23 protein-coding genes are annotated in these 22,830 nt (G+C 55.8%); 9 read left to right on the forward strand and 14 right to left on the reverse strand.

Annotated elements, in window-relative coordinates; all coding sequences use genetic code 11:
• Positions 1-90 precede the first annotated feature (90 nt).
• From cpxP to IM290_RS18085, 6 genes are all read left to right on the forward strand, one after another.
• On the forward strand, positions 91-597 hold the full coding sequence (cpxP, locus tag IM290_RS18060) for a cell-envelope stress modulator CpxP (RefSeq protein WP_003862006.1): 507 nt from the start codon (positions 91-93) through the stop codon (positions 595-597).
• 153 nt (positions 598-750) lie between these two features.
• Positions 751-1,635, forward strand: a complete 885-nt coding sequence (gene fieF, locus IM290_RS18065; RefSeq protein ID WP_017382698.1) for a CDF family cation-efflux transporter FieF — start codon at positions 751-753, stop codon at positions 1,633-1,635.
• Positions 1,636-1,819: 184 nt separating this feature from the next.
• The gene (gene pfkA / locus IM290_RS18070) at positions 1,820-2,782 is read left to right on the forward strand and encodes a 6-phosphofructokinase (protein ID WP_003862009.1); all 963 of its coding nucleotides are present in this window, start codon (positions 1,820-1,822) and stop codon (positions 2,780-2,782) included.
• 236 nt (positions 2,783-3,018) lie between these two features.
• The gene (locus tag IM290_RS18075) at positions 3,019-4,008 is read left to right on the forward strand and encodes a sulfate ABC transporter substrate-binding protein (protein WP_032660777.1); all 990 of its coding nucleotides are present in this window, start codon (positions 3,019-3,021) and stop codon (positions 4,006-4,008) included.
• Positions 4,009-4,119: 111 nt separating this feature from the next.
• Positions 4,120-4,863, forward strand: coding sequence for a CDP-diacylglycerol diphosphatase (locus tag IM290_RS18080; protein ID WP_193041455.1), 744 nt, complete (start codon positions 4,120-4,122; stop codon positions 4,861-4,863).
• Between the two features lie 73 nt (positions 4,864-4,936).
• Entirely contained in the window at positions 4,937-6,241 is a 1,305-nt protein-coding gene (locus IM290_RS18085) for an SLC13 family permease (RefSeq protein WP_023304636.1), read from the forward strand.
• 36 nt (positions 6,242-6,277) lie between these two features.
• Here IM290_RS18085 and tpiA read toward each other — a convergent pair whose 3' ends face one another.
• Positions 6,278-7,045 carry a triose-phosphate isomerase gene (gene tpiA, locus IM290_RS18090; RefSeq protein WP_003862019.1) on the reverse strand — a complete coding sequence of 256 codons (768 nt, stop codon included), beginning with the start codon at positions 7,043-7,045 and terminating at the stop codon, positions 6,278-6,280.
• A gap of 111 nt (positions 7,046-7,156) precedes the next feature.
• Complete coding sequence (locus IM290_RS18095; RefSeq protein ID WP_017383094.1) at positions 7,157-7,753, reverse strand: DUF1454 family protein; 597 nt, start codon at positions 7,751-7,753, stop codon at positions 7,157-7,159.
• Positions 7,754-7,865: 112 nt separating this feature from the next.
• On the opposite strand from IM290_RS18095, the gene IM290_RS18100 reads away from it, so the two are divergent.
• Complete coding sequence (locus IM290_RS18100; RefSeq protein WP_006808672.1) at positions 7,866-8,285, forward strand: DUF805 domain-containing protein; 420 nt, start codon at positions 7,866-7,868, stop codon at positions 8,283-8,285.
• On the opposite strand, the gene fpr is transcribed toward IM290_RS18100, so the two are convergent.
• From fpr to IM290_RS18120, 4 genes are all read right to left on the reverse strand, one after another.
• Positions 8,286-9,032, reverse strand: a complete 747-nt coding sequence (gene fpr, locus IM290_RS18105) for a ferredoxin--NADP(+) reductase (protein WP_003862024.1) — start codon at positions 9,030-9,032, stop codon at positions 8,286-8,288. It lies immediately after the preceding gene.
• A gap of 96 nt (positions 9,033-9,128) precedes the next feature.
• On the reverse strand, positions 9,129-10,139 hold the full coding sequence (gene glpX, locus IM290_RS18110; RefSeq protein ID WP_015569942.1) for a class II fructose-bisphosphatase: 1,011 nt from the start codon (positions 10,137-10,139) through the stop codon (positions 9,129-9,131).
• Positions 10,140-10,261: 122 nt separating this feature from the next.
• Positions 10,262-11,770, reverse strand: a complete 1,509-nt coding sequence (gene glpK, locus IM290_RS18115) for a glycerol kinase GlpK (protein ID WP_006808669.1) — start codon at positions 11,768-11,770, stop codon at positions 10,262-10,264.
• Between the two features lie 21 nt (positions 11,771-11,791).
• The gene (locus IM290_RS18120) at positions 11,792-12,637 is read right to left on the reverse strand and encodes an MIP/aquaporin family protein (RefSeq protein ID WP_015569943.1); all 846 of its coding nucleotides are present in this window, start codon (positions 12,635-12,637) and stop codon (positions 11,792-11,794) included.
• Positions 12,638-13,036: 399 nt separating this feature from the next.
• Between IM290_RS18120 and zapB the strand changes: the two genes are divergently transcribed.
• Positions 13,037-13,276: a septal ring assembly protein ZapB gene (gene zapB, locus IM290_RS18125; protein WP_003862031.1), complete on the forward strand. Its 240-nt coding sequence runs from the start codon at positions 13,037-13,039 to the stop codon at positions 13,274-13,276.
• A 587-nt stretch (positions 13,277-13,863) separates the two neighbouring features.
• On the opposite strand, the gene rraA is transcribed toward zapB, so the two are convergent.
• The 7 genes from rraA to priA form a co-directional block, all read right to left on the reverse strand.
• Positions 13,864-14,349 (reverse strand): ribonuclease E activity regulator RraA, encoded by a 486-nt coding sequence (gene rraA, locus IM290_RS18130; RefSeq protein WP_015569946.1) that lies wholly within the window; start codon positions 14,347-14,349, stop codon positions 13,864-13,866.
• 92 nt (positions 14,350-14,441) lie between these two features.
• The gene (gene menA, locus IM290_RS18135; protein ID WP_094089599.1) at positions 14,442-15,368 is read right to left on the reverse strand and encodes a 1,4-dihydroxy-2-naphthoate polyprenyltransferase; all 927 of its coding nucleotides are present in this window, start codon (positions 15,366-15,368) and stop codon (positions 14,442-14,444) included.
• A gap of 62 nt (positions 15,369-15,430) precedes the next feature.
• Entirely contained in the window at positions 15,431-16,762 is a 1,332-nt protein-coding gene (hslU, locus tag IM290_RS18140) for an HslU--HslV peptidase ATPase subunit (protein WP_015569947.1), read from the reverse strand.
• A 9-nt stretch (positions 16,763-16,771) separates the two neighbouring features.
• Positions 16,772-17,302 (reverse strand): ATP-dependent protease subunit HslV, encoded by a 531-nt coding sequence (hslV, locus tag IM290_RS18145; protein ID WP_003862036.1) that lies wholly within the window; start codon positions 17,300-17,302, stop codon positions 16,772-16,774.
• Between the two features lie 94 nt (positions 17,303-17,396).
• A complete protein-coding gene (gene ftsN, locus IM290_RS18150) occupies positions 17,397-18,365 on the reverse strand; it encodes a cell division protein FtsN (protein ID WP_017383099.1) in 969 nt (322 codons plus the stop codon).
• Between the two features lie 92 nt (positions 18,366-18,457).
• Positions 18,458-19,483 carry a DNA-binding transcriptional regulator CytR gene (cytR, locus tag IM290_RS18155; RefSeq protein ID WP_017383100.1) on the reverse strand — a complete coding sequence of 342 codons (1,026 nt, stop codon included), beginning with the start codon at positions 19,481-19,483 and terminating at the stop codon, positions 18,458-18,460.
• Positions 19,484-19,602: 119 nt separating this feature from the next.
• Positions 19,603-21,798 carry a primosomal protein N' gene (priA, locus tag IM290_RS18160; RefSeq protein WP_032104298.1) on the reverse strand — a complete coding sequence of 732 codons (2,196 nt, stop codon included), beginning with the start codon at positions 21,796-21,798 and terminating at the stop codon, positions 19,603-19,605.
• A gap of 200 nt (positions 21,799-21,998) precedes the next feature.
• On the opposite strand from priA, the gene rpmE reads away from it, so the two are divergent.
• Positions 21,999-22,211 carry a 50S ribosomal protein L31 gene (gene rpmE / locus IM290_RS18165; protein WP_003862040.1) on the forward strand — a complete coding sequence of 71 codons (213 nt, stop codon included), beginning with the start codon at positions 21,999-22,001 and terminating at the stop codon, positions 22,209-22,211.
• A gap of 48 nt (positions 22,212-22,259) precedes the next feature.
• On the opposite strand, the gene metJ is transcribed toward rpmE, so the two are convergent.
• Positions 22,260-22,577, reverse strand: a complete 318-nt coding sequence (gene metJ, locus IM290_RS18170) for a met regulon transcriptional regulator MetJ (RefSeq protein ID WP_006179183.1) — start codon at positions 22,575-22,577, stop codon at positions 22,260-22,262.
• Between the last annotated feature and the right edge of the window lie 253 nt (positions 22,578-22,830).

The following is a 22,830-nucleotide window of genomic DNA, read 5'->3' on the forward strand; positions in this document are numbered from 1 at the left end:
GTTGTTTTACACCCCCTGACGCATGTTTGCAGCCTGAATCGTAGACTGTCTCTCGTTGAATCGCGACACGAAAGATTTTGGGAGCAAGTGATGCGCAAAGTTACCGCTGCCGTCATGGCCTCAACGCTGGCCTTCAGTGCGTTTAGCCAGGCTGCTGTAGCTATCATCAGCGATAACGGTTCCTCAGCAGAGGGCGCAACGCAGCACAGCAGCCAAAGCCATATGTTTGACGGCATAAGTTTAACCGAACATCAGCGTCAACAGATGCGAGATCTGATGCAGAGGGCAAGACACGACCAGCCCCCTGTTAATGTTAGCGAAATGGAGACAATGCATCGCCTTGTCACCGCAGAAAATTTTGACGAAAGCGCTGTACGCGCTCAGGCCGAAAAAATGGCGCAGGAACAGGTTGCCCGCCAGGTAGAGATGGCGAAGGTTCGCAACCAGATGTTCCACCTGCTAACGCCCGAGCAGCAAGCGGTTTTGAATACCAAACATCAGCAACGTATGAATCAGTTGCGTGAGGTTGCACGGATGCAGCGAAGCTCAGATATGACGCTTTTCAGTAGCAATAGCAGTACCCGTAGTAACCAGTAAACCCTGTTTTCCTTGCCATAGACACCATCCCTGTCTTCCCCCACATGATGTGGGGGTTTTTTTTGCCCATTGTTCAGGTTTGTTAACCCTTTATTCATCCTTTCACTCCACCACCATCCGTTATACTAGCGCCATGGCATGACAGGAGTGTTTATGAATCAATCCTATGGACGGCTGGTAAGCCGGGCCGCAATAGCCGCGACGGTGATGGCGTCGTGTTTGCTGATCATTAAAATTTTCGCGTGGTGGTACACCGGGTCGGTCAGTATTCTGGCGGCACTGGTGGATTCACTGGTGGATATTGCCGCCTCGCTGACCAACCTGCTGGTGGTGCGCTACTCGCTGCAACCGGCGGATGAAGAGCATACGTTTGGCCACGGCAAAGCGGAATCGCTGGCCGCGCTGGCACAAAGCATGTTTATTTCGGGCTCTGCGCTTTTCCTGTTTTTGACCGGTATTCAGCATCTTATTTCGCCTTCTCCGATGAACGATCCGGGCGTTGGCGTGGTCGTAACGGTAGTTGCACTTATAAGCACACTTGTTCTTGTAACGTTCCAGCGCTGGGTTGTACGCAAAACACAAAGCCAGGCTGTACGGGCCGATATGCTTCATTATCAGTCTGATGTTATGATGAATGGGGCTATTCTTATTGCGCTTGGTCTGGCCTGGTATGGCTGGCATCGGGCCGATGCTTTGTTTGCGTTAGGGATAGGGATCTATATTTTATACAGCGCCTTGCGGATGGGGTATGAAGCGGTACAGTCGCTTCTTGACCGTGCGCTTCCGGATGCAGAACGTGATGAAATTTATGCCATCGTGACCAACTGGCCTGGCGTCAGTGGTGCTCACGATCTTCGTACGCGGCAGTCAGGGCCGACCCGCTTTATTCAGATTCATTTGGAAATGGAAGACAACCTGCCACTGGTTCAGGCGCATATGGTCGCTGAACAGGTGGAGCAGGCGATTTTGCAGCGTTTCCCTGGGTCAGACGTCATTATTCATCAGGATCCGTGCTCTGTCGTACCCAGGGCGTTTTGAGCTTTCGTAATTCGTTGTAAAAAAGTGAGCCAGAGCAGCATTTTGTGGATAAATTACCACCATATGGCCTGACCTGAATCAATTCAGCTGGAAGGGATTGATATACTATTTGCAGTATTCGACGGTTGAACAGTTTCTTCCGGCAGCAGATTTCAATTTTGCATTCCTAAGTTCAGAGGTAGTCATGATTAAGAAAATCGGTGTGTTGACAAGCGGCGGTGATGCGCCGGGCATGAACGCGGCAATCCGTGGGGTTGTCCGTGCAGCGCTGACGGAAGGTCTGGAAGTTTTTGGTATCTATGACGGTTACCTGGGTCTGTATGAAGACCGCATGGTTCAGCTCGACCGCTACAGCGTGTCTGACATGATCAACCGTGGCGGTACTTTCCTCGGTTCTGCACGCTTCCCGGAATTCCGTGACGAACACATCCGTGAAGTGGCTATCGAAAACATGAAAAAACGGGGTCTGGATGCGCTGGTGGTTATCGGCGGCGACGGCTCCTACATGGGTGCAAAACGTCTGACTGAAATGGGCTTCCCGTGCATCGGCCTGCCTGGCACCATCGACAATGACATCAAAGGCACCGACTACACCATCGGTTACTTCACCGCGCTGGGTACCGTTGTGGAAGCGATTGACCGCCTGCGTGACACCTCTTCCTCCCACCAGCGTATTTCTATTGTTGAAGTAATGGGCCGTTACTGCGGTGACCTGACTCTGGCGGCGGCAATTGCCGGTGGCTGTGAGTTCGTGGTGGTGCCGGAAGTGGAATTTAGCCGTGAAGATCTGGTCGCTGAAATCAAAGCCGGTATCGCGAAAGGTAAGAAACACGCCATCGTTGCTATCACCGAGCACATCTGTGACGTTGACGAGCTGGCGAAGTACATCGAAACCGAAACCAAACGCGAAACCCGCGCGACCGTTCTGGGTCACATTCAGCGTGGTGGTTCCCCAGGCCCGTACGACCGTATCCTGGCGTCCCGCATGGGCGCGTACGCGATCGAGCTACTGCTTCAGGGCCACGGCGGCCGCTGCGTCGGTATTCAGAACGAGAAACTGGTTCACCATGACATCATCGACGCCATTGAAAACATGAAGCGTCCGTTCAAAGGTGACTGGCTGGACTGCGCGAAAAAACTGTACTGATCGGCGTCTGTATTGCGCCGGGTGGTGGCAAGGTAAATGCAAAACGGTAACCCTTGGGTTACCGTTTTTTATGGTTGCGCCCTCTCCCGTGGGAGAGGGTTGGGGTGAGGGCATCAGGCCGCTTATCCACTTCTTATATTCTCCTTCGTTATAGCCAATCTTTTTTTATTCTTTAATCATCGGTTAGCTTTCTGGCACGCTGCATTCATCAAAACACTACACAAGAGAGCTGGGCGATGAATAAATGGGGCGTGGGGTTAACATTATTGCTGGCATCGACCAGCGTTCTGGCAAAGGACATTCAGTTACTGAACGTGTCGTACGATCCGACGCGTGAACTATACGACCAGTACAACAAAGCTTTCGCGGCGCACTGGAAACAGGAAACCGGCGATAACGTGGTGGTTCGCCAGTCTCACGGCGGTTCCGGTAAGCAGGCGACCTCCGTCATCAACGGTATTGAAGCCGACGTGGTGACCCTGGCGCTGGCCTACGATGTTGACGCTATCGCCGAGCGTGGCCGTATCGACAAAAACTGGATCAAACGTCTGCCGGACAACTCTGCGCCATACACCTCGACCATTGTCTTCCTGGTGCGTAAAGGCAACCCGAAACAGATTAAGGACTGGAACGACCTGATTAAGCCAGGCGTGTCTGTCATTACCCCGAACCCAAAAAGCTCCGGCGGCGCACGCTGGAACTATCTGGCAGCCTGGGGCTACGCGCTGCACCACAACAACGGCGATCAGGCCAAAGCACAGGACTTCGTCAAAGCACTGTTTAAAAACGTCGAAGTGCTGGACTCCGGCGCGCGCGGTGCAACCAACACCTTCGTCGAACGCGGCATTGGCGACGTGCTGATCGCTTGGGAAAACGAAGCCCTGCTGGCGACCAACGAGCTGGGTAAAGACAAGTTCGAGATCGTCACCCCGAGCGAATCCATCCTCGCTGAGCCGACCGTCTCCGTCGTCGATAAGGTTGTTGATAAGAAGGGCACCAAAGCGGTGGCGGAAGCCTACCTGAAGTACCTCTACTCACCGGAAGGGCAGGAAATTGCGGCGAAAAACTTCTACCGCCCACGCGATGAGGCCGTCGCGAAGAAATACGAAAACGCCTTCCCGAAACTGAAGCTGTTCACTATTGATGAGGTTTTTGGCGGCTGGACCAAAGCGCAGAAAGAGCACTTCTCTAACGGCGGCACCTTCGACCAGATCAGCAAGCGCTAAGCGTTTTACAAAGAACGACACGGTAACCCGGTGTGAGAAATCCGCCGGGTTTTTTATTTGGTCATCATTTTGCGTTACTCTTTTGCCTCTATTGAAAACAGGGAACGCGTTGTGAAAAAAATTATCTTAGTGATTCTGATCGTTATCGCCCTTGCCGCAGGCGGCGTGTACTGGATGAAAGCGGGTAATCCGAATGCGTTGCGTCATATCGTTCTCGACCAGTGTGTGCCCAACCAGCTGCATAACCGTAACCCGGCACCGTGTGCGCAGGTGAAGCCAGATGCGGGCTACGTGGTGTTCAAGGACCGCAACGGGCCGCTGCAATACCTGCTGATGCCCACGTACCGTATCAACGGCACCGAAAGCCCGCTGCTGGCTGAGCCGCAGACACCGAATTTCTTCTGGCTGGCATGGCAGTCTCGCCATTTTATGAGTATGAAACGGGGGGCCGACGTGCCTGACAGCGCCGTTTCGCTGACCATCAACTCCCCGACCGGGCGCACGCAAAACCATTTTCATATCCACATCTCCTGTCTGCGCCCAGACGTGCGCGAGAAGCTGAACGCGTCGCAGGGGCAAATCAGCACCCAGTGGTTACCGCTTCCGGGCGGGCTGGAAGGGCATGAATACCTTGCCCGTCGGGTGACGGAGAACGAACTGGTGCAGCGCAGCCCGTTTATGATGCTGGCGGAAGAGCTGCCGGAAGCCCGCGATCATATGGGACGCTTCGCGCTGGCGATGGCACAGCAGTCGGACGGCTCGTTTGTATTGCTGGCGACAGAGCGTAACCTGCTTACCTTTAACCGCGCGTCGGCTGAGGAATTGCAGGATCATCAATGCGATATCCTGAAGTGACCCCACCATAAATAGCGTTTACTCGCCCTGCCTGTCGCCGTAGACTTGCTGAAAAATTCTACAGGAGACAGGTATGTCGCTCTGGTTAACGCATCCTCTGCTGCTTCCCTCGCTGATCGTCGGCGTCACCATCGTGCTGTGGGCGACGTCGCTGTTGCCGGAATTTATCACCGCGCTGCTGTTTTTCACGGCGGCGATGACCGCCAGAATCGCCCCGCCGGAAGTGATCTTCGGCGGCTTCGCCTCGTCTGCCTTCTGGCTGGTGTTCAGCGGCTTTGTGCTGGGCGTGGCGATTCGGAAAACCGGCCTGGCGGACAGGGCCGCCCGGGCGCTGTCGGCAAAGCTTACCGACTCCTGGGTGCTGATGGTGGCAAGCGTTGTGCTGCTGAGCTATGCCCTGGCATTCGTGATGCCGTCGAACATGGGACGTATTGCGCTGCTGATGCCGATTGTCGCCGCGATGGCGAAGCGGGCCGGCATTCCTGATGGCTCGCGGGCCTGGTTTGGCCTGGCGCTGGCGGTCGGGTTTGGCACCTTCCAGCTCTCGGCCACTATTTTGCCCGCCAACGTGCCCAACCTGGTGATGAGCGGCGCGGCGGAAGGCTCATACGGTATCCACCTCAACTATGTCCCGTATCTGCTGCTGCACACCCCGGTGCTGGGTATTCTCAAAGGCCTGATTCTGATTGGCCTGATCTGCTGGCTGTTCCCCGGCAACCCGAAACCGGCGAAGGATCTCACGCCATCGGAACCGATGGGGCGTGACGAAAAACGACTCGCCTGGCTGCTGGCGGTGGTGTTGACGATGTGGGTGACGGAGAGCTGGCACGGCGTTGGGCCAGCGTGGACGGGGCTGGCGGCCTCGGTCATCGTTATGCTGCCGCGCATCGGTTTTATCACCGGGGAGGAGTTCTCGGCGGGGGTGAATATGCGCACCTGTATTTACGTCGCGGGTATACTCGGGCTGGCCATTACGGTGACGCAGACCGGTATCGGTGCGGCCGTAGGCGAGGCGTTGCTCCATATCATGCCGCTGGATGCAGACCGCCCGTTTACCAGCTTCCTGGCGCTGACGGGGATCACCACGGCGCTCAACTTCATTATGACCGCCAACGGCGTTCCTGCGCTGTACACCACGCTGGCGCAGAGCTTCTCCGACGCGACCGGCTTCCCGCTGCTGTCGGTGATCATGATTCAGGTGCTGGGGTATTCCACGCCGCTGTTGCCGTATCAGGCGTCGCCGATTGTAGTGGCGATGGGCTTAGGGAAAGTGCCTGCGAAGGCGGGGATGCTGCTTTGTCTGGCGCTGGCGATTGCGACGTATCTGGTGCTGCTGCCGCTGGATTATTTGTGGTTTAGCGTGTTAGGTCGTTTGTAGGGCGGGTTAGCGAAGCGCCACCCGCCACAAAGGCAATTACGCCTGCTTAGCCGCTTCTGCCGCTTTAACGATCACCGCGAAAGCGTCTGCTTTCAGGGATGCGCCGCCAACCAGTGCGCCATCGATGTCTGGTTGGGTGAACAGCTCAGCTGCGTTTGATGCGTTAACGGAACCGCCGTACTGGATGATGACCTGCTCAGCCACTTTCGCGTCTGCTTTTGCAATGTGATCACGAATGAACTTGTGCACCGCCTGTGCCTGCGCTGGAGTTGCAGATTTGCCGGTACCGATCGCCCAGACTGGCTCGTAAGCGATAACCGCGCCTTCGAACGCTGCCGCGCCCTGGGTTTTCAGCACAGCGTCGATCTGACGTGCGCACACTTCTTCGGTTTTGCCTGCTTCGTTTTCTGCTTCGGTTTCACCGATGCACAGAACCGGGATCAGACCCTGCTCTTTCAGCACAGCGAATTTCTTCGCGATGAACTCATCGGATTCTTTGTGATAGGTGCGACGCTCGGAGTGGCCGATGATGATGTATTTCGCGCCGATATCTTTCAGCATTTCAGCGGAGGTTTCACCGGTGAACGCGCCAGACAGGTTAACGTCAACGTTCTGCGCGCCCAGAATGATGTGGCTGCCGTCAGCGGCACGTTTAGCCAGATCCAGGTACATATCCGGCGGAGCGATAGCAACCGCGCAGCCGGTCACGCCAGCCAACTCTTTACGCAGGTTAGCAACCAGTTCGTTTACCATGTGGCGGCTGCCGTTCAGTTTCCAGTTACCCATCACTAAAGGATGTCGCATTTCAATTCTCCACGCTCAATAAGCGAATTAAGGAATATGGCCGCCCTGTCGGGCAGCATGGTCTGTGAATCAGTATAGAGATTTTCCCTCGAAAGGCTTTGCTTTTTGTCATTAATTCGCCCCCTCGAGTGCGTCTGATAGGGCCAGCTTAATCGGTTCAACCGCGAAGGTCAGCCCCTTTTCGCCGTTATCTGCGACGACATAGCGAACGGCACCTTCCGTATCGGCGTAATAGCGTTTGTTTTTCCCGGCGGTAAGCAGTTTTTGCAGCTTTTGCTGGCTTTGCGCTTTCGTGAAGGTGGGGGTAAAGGCGCGCAGAATAGCGCTCATGTACTCCAGCGCTTTCGCTTTCGCCGCTTTCTGCTCTGGCCCCTGAATCGGCAGCCAGGTGATCTGCATACTTTTGATTTTTAACGTTCCGCGCTCAAGGGCGGTAGAGGCATACAGATTCTCGTTAATTTTGCTGGCCGCGCGGGTCAGGGTCGGCGTATCGCGGGCGCTGTCAATCGCACGGAACTCTCCCAGCGGAAGTGAGGGGTTTTCTTTGTTGAAGGCTTCGCGGAACTGGCTGATAGATTGATCGAAAGAGGGGGCGCCCGCCAGAAGATAGGGGGCGGTGACCGGGGAAGCCGTTTCCGCGGCATACAGGGAAAAACTGGCGCTCAGCATCGCTAAACACAAATAAAGAGAGTGTGCCGAACTTTTCATCAACATTGCCCCTGGCCGTCATTGCCCATGATTAAAACGATATCTGGTCGGCTTGTCAAAAGGTCACAACTCCAGGGTAAAATGCGGGCTAAACAATAATAAGGAACCTTACATGACCATACAGCAGTGGCTGTTTTCATTCAAAGGGCGTATTGGACGCCGTGACTTCTGGATCTGGATTGCAACGTGGGTTGTCGCCATGCTGCTTCTGTTTTTTGTTGCCTACAACGCATGGCTGAGCACGCAAACGGCGGCATTTGCGCTGGTCTGTTTACTGTGGCCAACCGCCGCCGTAGTGGTGAAACGTCTGCACGATCGTGGCCGCTCCGGCGCATGGGCTTTCCTGATTATTCTGGCGTGGATGCTGGTGGCGGGGAACTGGTCAATGCTGCCCTCAATCCTCCCATGGGTGGTGGGCAGACTGCTGCCGACGGTTATCTTTGTAATGATGGTTGTCGAACTGGGCGCGTTTATCGGCACCCAGAGCGAGAACAAATATGGAAAAGATACCCTTGAGGTGAAGTACCGCTGATCACCAGTAGTGTTCGGCGGTCATGTGGCCCGGCCGGCGGCGAAGGTGCTTCGTCATCTGCCGGGTATCCTTCAGCAACTGCTGCGTATCGCGTACCATCTGCGGGTTACCGCACAGCATCACATGGCTGGTTTCGGTATTCATCGGTAAACCCACCGCTTCTTCCAGCGCGCCGCTTTCAATCAACGCCGGAACGCGACCGGTTAACGAGCCGGCTGCGGTTTCGCGGCTGACCACCGTCTGAATTTTTAACTTCCCGCCATATCGCTGTTCCAGCGCCTGCATCTGCGGCAAATAGCTCAGGTCTGCGGCGTAGCGCGCGGCGTGAACCAGCACGATATTTTTAAAGCGCTCCAGATCTTTGCCGTATTGCAGAATGGAAAGATACGGGCCAATGGCCGTGCCGGTCGCCAGCATCCAGAGCGTGTCACAGTCGGGGATTTCATCCAGCACGAAGAACCCCGCCGCGTCGGAGACAATCTGCACTTCATCGCCCGGTTTCAGCGCGGCGAGGCGTGGGCTGAGCTTACCGTCCGGGACGGTGACCAGATAGAACTCAAGGTCCGGGTTATCAGGCGCATTAACGTAAGAGTAGGCGCGCTGTACGCGTTCACCGTCGATATCCAACCCGAGCTTGGCAAACTGCCCGGCAGTAAACGGATGAACGGGTGCGTGCAGCGTGAGGCTAAATAGCGCATCGGTCCAGAACTGTACCTTTGTGACTTTACCTGTTACCCAGTCCGCCATGATCTTCTCCTGTGCTGTTTCTCTCTTCTATCTTCCGTACTTGCGGGAAACATTTCCAGCCCATTCGGGCCGGAAAGCTCTATCGATCAAACGGTTTTACAGAATGTGCGTCTGTACGTCCGGATCTTTACGATCGAGATAATGAATGGACTTAATGCGACGAATGGTGCGGGATTTACCACGGATCAGCAGGGTTTCAGTGGTGGCCATGTTGCCCTTGCGGGTGATGCCGTCCAGCAGATCGCCTTTGGTGATGCCGGTTGCGGAGAAGACCACGTTATCGCTGCGGGCCATCTCGTTCAGCGCGAGCACTTTATTGGCCTCGATGCCCATCGCCGCGCAGCGCGCCAGTTCGTCTGCACCAATGCGAAGGTTCTCGTCGCTGTCGCCTTTGACCTCATGGCGTGGCAGCAGACGCGCCTGCATATCGCCGTCCAGCGCGCGGATCACTGCCGCAGAGACCACACCCTCCGGCGCGCCGCCGATGCCGTAAAGCACGTCGACTTCGCTGTCCGGCATGCAGGTCAGAATAGAGGCGGCAACGTCGCCATCCGGAATAGCAAACACGCGTACGCCGAGCGCTTGCAGGTACGCGATGGTGGCGTCGTGGCGCGGTTTCGCCAGAATGGTCACGGTGAGTTCGCTGAGCGCTTTACCCAGCGCCGCGGCGATATTGCGCAGGTTGGCGTCCAGCGGCAGGCTAAGGTCGATAGCGCCTTTAGCGCCAGGACCGACGATCAGTTTTTCCATGTACATATCGGGCGCGTTGAGGAAGCAGCCCTTATCGCCCACCGCCAGTACCGCCAGCGCGTTGGCCTGGCCCATCGCCGTCATGCGCGTGCCTTCAATCGGGTCGACCGCGATATCCACCGCATCGCCTTTGCCCGTCCCGACTTTTTCACCGATGTAGAGCATCGGCGCTTCGTCGATTTCGCCTTCGCCAATGACGATAGTGCCATCGATATTGACCTGATTAAGCACAATGCGCATGGCGTGGACGGCAGCGCCGTCTGCGGTATTTTTGTCGCCACGGCCCAGCCATTTGTAGCCTGCGAGGGCGGCAGCTTCGGTGACGCGGGAAAACTCGATAGCAAGTTCACGTTTCATGAGGTACTCGTACAATCAAAAGGAATTGCACGAAGTTTATCACAGAGTGGGGAGGGGCGAGGGGACCGGTGCGGTCGGAGCCCCTCACCCTAACCCTCTCCCAGGGGAGAGGGAATATAGGTTTACTCGTCGTGCTCTTCCCACGCCAGGGCACGTTTCACCGCTTTCTTCCAGCCGCTGTAGCGGTAGTTGCGCTCGGTGGTTTCGATGCCAGGACGGAATTCGCGTTCGATAACCGCTTTTTCCTGAAGCTCGTCGAGGTTTTGCCAGAAGCCAACCGCCAGACCTGCCAGATACGCCGCGCCCAGCGCCGTCACTTCTCGCACCTCAGGACGTTCAACGCGGGTGCCCAGAATGTCGGACTGGAACTGCATCAGGAAGTTGTTCGCGACCGCACCGCCGTCCACGCGCAGGGCGTGCAGACGAATGCCGGAGTCAGCCTGCATCGCTTCCAGCACGTCGCGCGTCTGGTAGGCGATGGATTCCAGCGTCGCGCGAATGATGTGGTTTGAGTTCACGCCGCGCGTCAGGCCGAAAATCGCGCCGCGGGCATACGGATCCCAGTACGGTGCGCCCAGACCGGTGAACGCTGGCACCACGTACACGCCGTTGGTGTCTTTCACTTTGGTCGCGAAGTATTCGGAGTCAAACGCGTCGCTGATCAGCTTCATCTCGTCGCGCAGCCACTGAATGGAAGCACCCGCCATGAATACCGCGCCTTCCAGGGCATAGTTCACTTCGCCGCGCGGGCCGCAGGCGATGGTGGTCAGCAGACCGTTTTCTGATTTCACCGCTTTCTCGCCGGTGTTCATCAGCATAAAACAACCGGTGCCGTAGGTGTTCTTCGCCATCCCTTCTTTGACGCACAGCTGGCCGAACAGGGCCGCCTGCTGGTCACCGGCGATACCGGCGATAGGAATACGGGTGCCACCTTTACCGCCAATGTTGGTCTGGCCGTACACTTCTGAAGACTTACGGACTTCTGGCAGCATGGCGCGCGGAATGTCCAGCGCGTCCAGCATCTTGTCATCCCACTCAAGGGTGTTGATGTTGAACAGCATGGTGCGCGAGGCGTTGGTGTAGTCGGTAACGTGAACGCGTCCCTGAGTCATCTTCCAGATAAGCCAGGTATCGACGGTGCCGAACAGTAGCTCGCCACGTCGTGCGCGCTCGCGTGAACCTTCCACGTGGTCGAGGATCCACTTCACTTTGGTGCCGGAGAAATAGGGGTCAACCACCAGGCCGGTGGCGCTGCGCACGTACTCTTCCATTCCTTCGCGCTTCAGCTGTTCGCAGATCTCTGACGTACGACGGCACTGCCAGACAATGGCGTTGTAGATGGGCTTACCGGTTTCGCGCTCCCAGACCACAGTCGTTTCACGCTGGTTGGTGATACCGATAGCGGCAATCTGGTCAGAACTGATGTCGGCTTTCGCCAGCACTTCCACCAGCGTGGAGCTTTGCGACGCCCAGATCTCCATCGGGTCGTGTTCTACCCAGCCTGGACGCGGGTAAATTTGCTCAAATTCGCGTTGAGACACGCTGACAATGTTCGCGTCATGATCCATTACGACAGCGCGGGAGCTGGTGGTGCCCTGGTCGAGCGCAACGATATATTTTTTTTCGGTCATGGTATGTGTCCCGTAGTCAGATTACAGCGAAGCTTTTTGTTGTGTGGTGGAAGCCGTCTCTTTCTCCTCTTCCACACAAGTGTCGCACGGTAAGTGGCGACCAATTAATTTGCGATAGCCGAATGCGCCCAGCGCCGCCCCTACGATTGGCCCGAACAGCGGAACCAGGAAGTAAGGAATGTCTTTGCCGCCCGTGAAGGCGACATCGCCCCATCCCGCAAAGAAGGCGAAGGTTTTTGGACCCAGGTCACGCGCCGGATTCATCGCAAAGCCGGTCAGCGGACCCATGGATGCGCCAATTACCGCAATCAGAAGGCCAATCAAAAGTGGCGCCAGCGGGCCGCGCGGAATGCCGTTTCCATCGTCGCCCAGCGCCATGATGACGCCCATCAGAATAGCGGTAATCACCATCTCAACCGCGAACGCCTGCACAAAATTGATATGCGGATTCGGATACGTTGAGAAAATGCCTGCCAGATCCAGACTTTCGACACTGCCACGCACCATATGATGCGTCTGTTCGAAGTCGATGAAAAGATTGTAATAAAGCCCGTAAACTAACGCCGCTGCGCAAAAGGCGCCGGCAAATTGCGAAATGATGAAAGGAACAACTTTGCGTCCGTCAAAACACGCGAATAGCCACAACGCGATGGTCACCGCCGGGTTAAGATGTGCACCGGAAACCCCTGCGGTCAGGTAGATGGCCATCGCCACGCCCAGACCCCAGATAATACTGATTTCCCACTGACCAAAACTGGCACCCGCCACTTTCAGTGCTGCGACACAGCCTACTCCGAAGAATATCAACAACCCGGTACCCAGGAACTCGGCAATACACTGGCCTTTTAAGGTTGATGTCTGACTCATAATCGGAATCCTGCAAAAGAGTAATGTTTATTGTTTGCGTGACCGCCCGTGACAGTCACGATGCCCTGTAGACATAGTGTTAATTTATCGTTAACGAGCACAAACGAGAAATATCGAAATCTAAATGTGTGGTCTGCGTCAATAAAATGAGCGTTTTCGCGCCATAAAGCGCGTTTTTGCATCAGATAATGATTATGGGCTGAATCATTTCTTTAACTTATGGGTTAACAACTTAGGGGTATATGCGGCGAACGCACCAGGACGAGGCCGAAAAGTGTTGCAAACCGCGATCTGCGTGGCATGCCGCTGGACAGGGGCGACGGCGCTCCATACAATCGGAACATATGTTGTGCGCGTTTATGTTAAAGCGTCGCCTTGCAATTCAGGAGAGGTAGGATCATGTCTTTAGAAGTGTTTGAGAAACTGGAATCGAAAGTACAGCAGGCGATTGACACCATCACGCTGCTGCAAATGGAAATTGAAGAGCTGAAAGAGAAGAACAACTCCCTGTCACAGGAAGTTCAGAATGCTCAGCACAGCCGTGAAGAACTGGAGCGCGAAAACAACCAGCTGCGCGAACAGCAGAACGGCTGGCAGGAACGCTTGCAGGCGCTGCTGGGACGGATGGAAGAAGTTTGATTTCCTTAGGGAATGAATTGAACAGGCCGGGTAAGGCGAAGCCGCCACCCGGCTTTTTTATGGTTTTCGCTAACCGACATCAAACCATAAAAAAGGCCGCCCTGGGCGGCCTTAACGCTACTTGTCCTGCGCTGTCGTAGCAAAAGCAACAAACCCAACAGGTTCATCGCTCTTTACAACGAGTACGCTGGCGACAATGAACGCGATACATAAATAGCGTTTCATTATGCGGTCCCTGCTGCTTACCGCTCCACCGTTCACCACCGGTGATAAGTCGGTGGACACAAGCCTTGATGTTAGCCTGCTTTACGGTAGTGAATACACCTTTCCCTGGACCGATGCCCATTTGCGAGATGGCGGAAAGGGACGCGGTATCATAATGAGCATCAACCAGGTAGTTAAGGTATTCACAGACAATTAGGATTTTATAAAGGTTAGGAAGGGTTGCCCAAGGTTTGGGCGAGAGTATGATGAAGTTCCTTGGTGTTAGTCTGTAAGACGTCCCAACGGACCGCGAATCCCGAGGGACAAAAAAAACCGCCACATTGCTGTTGGCGGTTTTTTTATGCATCTCGCTTACCGATTAACTACTCAATATCCAGCGCATCCTCAGAAAGGATAATGCCGGTATTGTCAGCATAAAGGTGGTCGCCCGAGAAGAAGGTCACGCCGCCGAAATTGACGCGCACGTCGCTTTCGCCGATGCCGTCGCCCGCTGCGCCTACCGGTATGGCCGCGATGGCCTGAATCCCGATATCCAGGTCTTCGAGATCGTCCACCTGACGCACGGAACCGTACACCACAATGCCTTCCCACTCGTTCTGGACGGCAATTCCCGCCAGTTCAGCATCAATCAATGCACGGCGCACGGAACCGCCGCCGTCGACCACCAGAACACGGCCACGGCCGTTCTCTTCGAGCAGATCGTACAGCAACCCGTTATCCTCGAAACATTTCACCGTGATGATTTGTCCGCCAAACGACGACCGTCCACCAAAGTTGGAGAACAGGGGTTCAACGACGTTGACATCTTCCTGGTAGATGTCACAAAGCTCGGAGGTATCGTATTTCATAGGTTTAACGCTCTGTTGCTGCGAATGTGTTCAGTATATCGTGCGAAATGCGTTGTTGGCAAAATCATCAATTGTTAATTGATATTTGTCAGCTAACTCAGCGTCTGGCTTAAGACAATCCCGATGACGAACAGCAGGTTAGTCAACAGCGCGCCTTTTACCGTACGTTCCAGCATCGGTGGCATGGCGGCCGGGCTGAGTTCACGCATAACGTAGCGGGCCTGCTTAACCAGCAGCGGTGCGGCGAGCACAAACAGCCAGCCCCAGAGGCTGTGCAGCGAAATCAGATTGAACAGCGCCAGGCAGACCAGCGCGCCGATGAGCAGGCAGGCGTGATAGCGGCGTGCATTCACCGGACCCAGACGCACGGCCAGCGTGTTTTTACCGTTCTCGCGGTCGCTATCGATGTCGCGCAGATTATTGATATTCAGCACCGCCGTCGCCAGCAGACCACAGGCGGTCGCCGGCAGGAACAGGGCAGGGATCACCGTGTGCGCCTGTAAGTACCAGCTTCCCATCACGCTCAGCCAGCCGAAGAACACCAGCACAGAGATGTCGCCCAGACCAATATACCCGTAAGGACGCGTCCCGACGGTATAGGTAATGGCTGCAATAATGGCGAGCAAGCCCAGCACCAGGAAGCCAATGAAATCACTGGTGGTTTTCGAGGCGACCGTCACCAGCGCCAGCCCGGACAGGCAAATCAACACCACGGTGATAATCAGCGCCCGCTTCATCTGTGCCTGGGTAATCACCCCTTTTTGCATCCCGCGCAGCGGCCCGATGCGGTCAGGCTTGTCGCTGCCTTTTACCGCATCGCCGTAATCATTGGCGAGATTAGAGAGGATTTGCAGCAGCCCGGCGGTGACAAGCGCCAGACCTGCTACCAGCGGATCGAAATGACCCTGCCACCAGGCAAGCGTGGTACCGACGATAATGGCGGCAAAAGCCAGAGGAAGCGTTTTAGGGCGCAGACTTTCGAGCCACGCCTGTGTACGGCTGATATCAGTCATAGTTATTTAGCCAATAAAAATGGGGGCCATAGCCCCCATCAACAGTGATGAAAATGCATTGAACGCGATTATAGAATAAAACGGCTCAGATCTTCATCTGCCACTAACGCATCCAGGTGTTTGCCCACATAGTCTGCGTCAATGGTAATGCTTTGACCGTTAAGGTCGCTCGCATCATAAGAGATGTCTTCCATCAGGCGTTCCAGCACGGTGTGCAGACGACGCGCACCGATGTTTTCGGTGGTTTCGTTGACCTGCCACGCGGCCTGGGCGATGCGCTTGATACCGTCATCGGTAAATTCAATGTTCACGCCTTCGGTCGCCATCAGCGCTTTGTACTGTACGGTCACAGAAGCGTTTGGCTCAGTCAGGATACGTTCGAAATCTTCGGTGGTCAGCGCCTGCAACTCGACGCGGATTGGCAGACGTCCCTGAAGTTCCGGGATCAGGTCAGACGGGCTGGCAATCTGGAACGCACCGGAGGCGATAAACAAAATGTGGTCAGTTTTAACCATGCCGTGCTTGGTGGAGACGGTGCAACCTTCCACCAGCGGCAGCAGGTCGCGCTGAACGCCTTCGCGGGAGACATCCGGGCCGGACGCGTTGCCGCGCTTACAGATCTTGTCGATTTCGTCGATAAACACGATACCGTGCTGCTCAACCGCGTCGATAGCATCCTGTTTCAGCTCTTCCGGGTTAACCAGCTTCGCGGCTTCTTCTTCAATCAGCAGCTTCATCGCGTCTTTGATTTTCAGCTTACGCGCTTTCTGCTTCTGCCCGCCCAGGTTCTGGAACATGGACTGCAACTGGCTGGTCATCTCTTCCATGCCCGGAGGTGCCATAATTTCCACGCCCATTGGCGCGGCAGCGAGATCGATCTCAATCTCTTTGTCGTCCAGCTCGCCTTCGCGCAGTTTTTTGCGGAATGCCTGACGCGCAGCAGAAGGTTCAGGCTGCTGTTCAGCCTGTCCCCAGTTGTTTTTTGCCGGTGGGATCAGCACGTCGAGAATACGCTCTTCGGCCATCTCTTCGGCGCGATAGCGGTTTTTCTCAATTGCCTGGACACGTACCATCTTAATCGCCGAGTCGGTCAGGTCGCGGATGATGGAGTCCACTTCTTTACCCACATAGCCCACTTCGGTGAACTTGGTGGCTTCAACTTTGATGAACGGCGCGTTAGCCAGTTTGGCCAGACGACGGGCGATTTCGGTTTTACCCACACCGGTCGGGCCGATCATCAGAATATTTTTTGGCGTCACTTCGTGGCGAAGCTCTTCGTCGAGCTGCATGCGACGCCAGCGGTTACGCAGTGCGATAGCCACGGAGCGCTTGGCGTCGTCCTGGCCGATAATGTGTTTGTTCAGTTCGCTGACAATTTCGCGTGGGGTCATTTCAGACATGGGCGATCCTTACGCTTTAGACGGTAATTCTTCGATGGTGTGATTGTGGTTGGTATAGATGCAGATATCACCTGCAATATCCAACGCTTTCACCGCGATATCGCGCGCGTTCATGTCGGTATTTTCCAACAGCGCACGGGCTGCGGCCTGGGCGTACGGGCCGCCAGAGCCGATGGCAATCAGGTCGTTTTCAGGCTGAACCACGTCGCCGTTACCGGTGATGATCAGCGAGGCGTTTTCGTCAGCCACGGCCAGCAGCGCTTCGAGCTTGCGCAGCATGCGGTCGGTACGCCAGTCTTTTGCCAGCTCAACGGCGGCTTTCACCAGATGACCCTGATGCATTTCCAGTTTGCGTTCAAACAGTTCAAACAGCGTGAAGGCATCAGCCGTGCCGCCTGCGAAACCGGCGATCACTTTGTCGTTATAAAGACGACGTACTTTCTTCACATTGCCTTTCATGACGGTATTACCCAGCGTGGCCTGGCCATCACCGGCAATTACCACCTGGCCGTTACGGCGTACACTTACTATTGTTGTCACGAGCAGACCCCCTGGTTACAGATTCGGGAAACAGAAGCCCTGAGCCTGTGCTCAGGGCTGAATTAAATGATAGATGGGGGGGATTTTGGGGGTTTCAACCCCCGGAGGCGAGTCGAATGCAGTTTGTGTGGCCAGCCACTTTCAAACGGGAAATGGTGCCGTCTGCGTTTTCTTTGCCTTTGACCGGTCCAATCACTACGCGATTCCAGCCGTTGTTGGTGGTAATGCGAGAGTCAAATCCTTCAAATGCCAGCTGAGCACGCACCGTTTCTGCCTGTTCGGCACCTTTAAACGAACCGCACTGAACCATCCAGCGGCGTTCATCTTTTTTCTCAGCCGTCTGCTTCGGTGCCTCGGTCTCTTTGGTGACCGGCGCAGCCTGCTGCGTTTTTGGCTGTTGCGCAGTGGTATGCGCAGGCGTCTGCAACAGATCCTGATACGGCTGTGCCGTTTGCTTCTGCGGCTGCGCCTTCGGTTGCTGCTGGACAGGCTGAGTTTGTACGGTACGCGTCTGCTGCTGCGGTTGTGTACGCGGCTGCTGTACCGGCTGCGTCTGCGTCCACTGCTGCTGTTGCGTTTGCTGCTGAGCCTGACGCTGGCGCTGCAACGTTTGCTGACGCTGCGCCGGGGTTTGTTCGTTCCACGGTACTTCGTTCAGCTGCGTAGGCTGCTGGCGCATGTCCGCCTGCATCTGAGCGAGCAATTGACGCTGTTCGTCCGTCAGCTGATCGGCATTCTTCACTTCACCCCCGGCAGAAGGCTCGGTAGGCGCACGTACGCCAGGCTGGCGGCTTTCCAGCTCTTTAATGTAGCGCCAGCGCTCTTCAGGCTTCGGCGGCAGGCCGTTGCCGACGACCTTGTTACCCTGAAGGGCTTCAGACTCTTCTTTTTTATGATGCGTAATGAAGTAGAGGCCGCCAATAAAGGCCACCAGCACAGCCGCAGCAATGGCGACCATAGCTGGGGAGACAGCAGACAGGCTACGTTGCTTGCTTTTTGAACTACTCTTTTTGCGTCGCGAAGGTGCCGGCTGGCCGCGACGTACATAATCTCGTTGTGCCACTATCGTTTCGCTGTATTTATTCGTTCGTCAGCCCGCCATGTTACTTAAGCGACGGGGCTTTGACCAGATAAGGGTGTCGAAAGGTATTTACTTTAAGTTAATGCCTGGGTAGAGCCGCGCACAATTAGCTCACAATCCAGTAATCGTGACCCACTGCTAACTGATTGACCGTGCAGCTGATCCAGCAAAAGCAGCATCGCTTCCCGGCCAATGTCATACCGCGGCTGTGCAACGGTCGAAAGCGGCGGATCGCAAAACTCCGAAAGTGAAATATTATCAAAACCGATTATCGACAGGTCCTGCGGCACGCGCAGGCCGTGACGTTTGGCGTAGGATAACGCCCCCAGCGCCATCACGTCGCTGTGGCAGAAGACCGCAGTGGGCGGTTCTGGCAAGGCCAGCAATTTTTCCAGCGCCTGCCCGCCCGCTTCAAAGGTGAAATCACCGCGCGCAATGTAGTGCGGATCGACGATAGCCCCGGTACGGCGCAGCGCCTGAACGTAGCCCTGCAAGCGGTAATGACACAGCGGCATCTCTTCTGGTCCGGCGATACAGCCGATACGCTTATGCCCCAGTTCCTGAAGATAGTTCACGGCGTTGAATGCGGCGGTGAGGTTATCGATATGAACGGTTGGCAGCTCCAGCTCCGGCGCGAATTCGTTCGCCATGACCATCGGCGGTAAATTGCGCTGTTCTTCAATGCTGGCATCAAACGGCAGGCGTGAGCCAAGCAGCAGCATGCCATCAATCTGCTTGGTGATGATCAGGTCGATGAACGTTTTTTCCTGCTGGTTCTGGTGAGCACAATCGCCAATCAGCACCAGATAGCCCTGGGCGGCGGCCGTGACCTCAATGCCGCGGATGATTTCGCTGAAGAAGGGATCGCAGATATCCGGCACGATCACCAGGATGGTGCGGGATTCGTTGCGTTTAACGTTGCGCCCCATGGCTTGCGGGAAATAACCGACCTCAAGCGCCGCCTTTTCAACCCGGTTTCGGGTCGCCTGGGAGACTTTGTCAGGGTTCATCAATGCGCGGGACACGGTTGCTGTTGAGACTTGTGCTTTCTCGGCAACGTCTTTCATGGTCGCCGAGGCAACCTCTTTCCTGGACTTCAACGTCTTCTCCTCGCCTGAACACCGAACTGCGGACAGCACCATTTTTACAGATAGTTAATGGAATCGGTTACAGAATTTTCATAAAAAGTGTGAGGCGCATTAAATTTTTCGATCCGTCTTCAGCCTTCAATCGGATCGACGTCAAGAACCCACTTCACTTTTCGCGCTTCCGGCAGGGTATTGATCAGCGCCAGCGTGCCGCTGACGATCTGCTGTAAACGGATACGCGAGGGGTGCTGAAGTAAGAGTTGCCAGCGGAAACGGCCGCCGCGTTTCGGGGCGAGCGCGGGTACCGGGCCTAAAATCCACAGCTGATTATCCACCAGCGGGCTGGCTTGCAGAAGGTTTCTCAGCTGTTGCAGGAACAGCGGAGCCTGCTGGTTATTATGATCTTCCGCACGGATGATAACGTGGCTGGTCCATGGGGGAAGCTGCATCGTCTGACGTTCGGCCAGCGCCTGGTCCGCGAAGGCGTCATAGCCTTTGTGCAGCAGAGTTTGCAGCAGCGGATGTTCAGGGTGGTGTGTTTGCAGCACCACCTCGCCCTGCTTACCCGCTCGACCAGCGCGACCGGCAACCTGGGTATAAAGCTGGGCGAAACGCTCGGCGGAGCGAAAATCCGCGGAGAACAGCGCGCCGTCGACGTCCAGCAGGGCGACCAGCGTCACGTCCGGGAAGTGGTGCCCTTTCGCCAGCATCTGAGTACCAATCAGGATGCGCGCGCCGCCGCGATGCACTTCCGCCAGCTGCTGCTCCAGCGCCCCTTTACGGCTGGTGGTATCCCTGTCGATACGGGAGATGGGTACGTCCGGGAAGAAGGGCGCGAGCGCCTGTTCAAGCTGTTCCGTTCCCAGACCGACCGGCACGATGTGCGTTGAGCCGCAGGACGGGCATTGACGGGGGACCGGACGCTGGCTGTCGCAGTGGTGGCAGCGTAAATGGCGCTGAGCCTGGTGGAAGGTGTAGTAGTGATCGCAGCGCGGGCACTCCGCGATCCAGCCGCAGTCGTGGCACAGCAGCGCAGGCGCGAAGCCGCGGCGGTTCAGGAACAGGATCACCTGGTTGCCCGCCTGCAAATGCTGGCGCATGCGGCTAATCAGCGCAGGCGCTAACCCGGCCTGCACCTGCTGGCCTTTCAAATCCAGCACATGCTGAATGGCCGGGCGGGCATTCCCCGCACGGCGCGTCAGGCGCAGCATGTGGTATTTACGCTGGCGAACGTTGTGCAGCGTTTCAAGCGCGGGGGTGGCGGACCCGAGAATAATGGGGATTTGTTCGCTGTGGGCGCGGTACACGGCTAAGTCGCGGGCGTGATAGCGCCAGCCTTCCTGCTGTTTATAGGAGCTGTCATGCTCTTCATCGATCACGATAACGCCGAGATTTTTAAACGGCGTAAACAGCGATGAACGGGTGCCGATCACAATCGCCGCTTCGCCGTTTTTCGCTTTCAGCCAGGCGCTGAGGCGCTCGCTGTCGTTCAGGCCGGAGTGCAGAACCTCAACGGGCGCATTAAAGCGTTCACGGAAACGCGCGATGGTTTGCGGCGTCAGGCCGATTTCCGGCACCATCACCAGCGCCTGTTTGCCCTGCGCGAGCACGTTTTCCAGCACGCTCAGATACACTTCGGTTTTACCGGAGCCGGTGACGCCCGCCAGCAGCCAGGCGGAAAAATGGTCGGCGGCGCTGTGAATCGCGCCCACGGCGGTGGCCTGCTCGGTATTCAGACGCAGGCGATCGCCCGAGACGGAAAAGCCGTCGCGCCAGTCGTGAAGGGCAGGGGCTTCACTGGCCAGCTCGCTCAACCCTTTCTTCCTTAATGCCTGCAACGCGGTTTCGCTTACCTCAAGCTCGTCGACCTGATGGCGCCAGATTTTTCCCTGGCGCAGCGCGGCCAGCGCCTGCTGCTGTTTCTGCGAGCGCTTCAGGCTGTTAATGTCCACAGCCTGGCCCTGCTCGGTGGCAAACCAATACCACATTGGCGCGTGGCTGGCGCTCTTGCCCTGGCGCAGCATAATGGGCAGGGCATGGAACAGCACGTCGCCAATCGGATGATGATAATAATCTGCTGCCCACAGCAGCAGTCGCCAGGTGCTGGTGGAGTAAACCGGCTCGCTGTCCAGCACCTCAACAACCGATTTCAGCTCGTTAAGCGGCAGTTCGCTGTGTTCGCTGACGGACACCACGATCCCCACACGCTGCTGTTTGCCAAACGGCACGGTCACGCGACAGCCCGCTTTGGCGCTCATGCTGTCGGGCAGCAGGTAGTCAAAGGTGCGGGGAAGCGGAACGGGCAGGGCAACGTGAGCGACGGGCATCGAATCTTCCTGACTTGAAAAGTGGCGCGTTAGTATACACATTAGTGAAAGCGGCGTGCGGATCAGTTTGCATACGTTGGTCAAATTCTGTATGATTCGCCGCCTTTGGTGTATTTTACGCCAAAGAACTTACATTCAACATCGCGTGGTGTCTGGCGTTAGGGCTGGAAGAGCGACGCGGCCTTAACTGAGGTTCTCCCATGAAAAAAGATATTCACCCGAAATACGAAATGATTACTGCAAACTGCTCTTGCGGTAACTCTATCCAGATCCGCTCTACCGTGGGTCACGATCTGAACCTGGACGTGTGCGGCAAATGCCACCCGTTCTACACTGGTAAGCAGCGTGATGTTGCAACCGGTGGCCGTGTTGACCGCTTCAACAAGCGTTTCAGCATCCCGGGCGCTAAATAAGTTTCCCGAAAAAAAGGCACCGCAAGGTGCCTTTTTTGTATCCGCTTATCAGTATTCCCACGTATCCGGGTCGATACCCAGTTCACGCATGATCACCTTCGCCTCTTCTGGAATTTCGTCACTGCGCTCTTTGCGCAGATCGTCATCGTTCGGCAACGGTTGGCCGGTAAACGCATGCAGGAACGCTTCGCACAGCAGTTCGCTGTTGGTGGCGTGACGCAGGTTGTTCACCTGACGACGCGTACGTTCATCGGTGAGGATCTTCAACACCTTCAGAGGAATGGACACCGTGATTTTCTTGACTTGCTCACTCTTCTTACCGTGCTCAGCGTATGGGCTGATATATTCGCCGCTCCATTCAGCCATGAGATACCTTTAATCCTCTCAGTCATTAATCTAAAGGTGCAAAACCGGTAACCATCAGTTTTGAACCGTAATCTTGCGTAGTTTACCGTAGAGACGATACCGAGGCACGGATATTGCCGCTGTAGCGTGTCCTAAAGCATATAATTTTAACGGCTATTTGCGCATTGCTCAATCTATACGCAAAGAAGTTTAGATGTCCAGATGTATTGACGTCCATACTTTCAATGTTTACTCTGGTGCCTGACTTTTCACC

The organism is Enterobacter cloacae complex sp. S1, from assembly GCF_014930525.1.
In the GTDB taxonomy this organism is placed as follows: Bacteria; Pseudomonadota; Gammaproteobacteria; order Enterobacterales; family Enterobacteriaceae; genus Enterobacter; species Enterobacter hormaechei_C.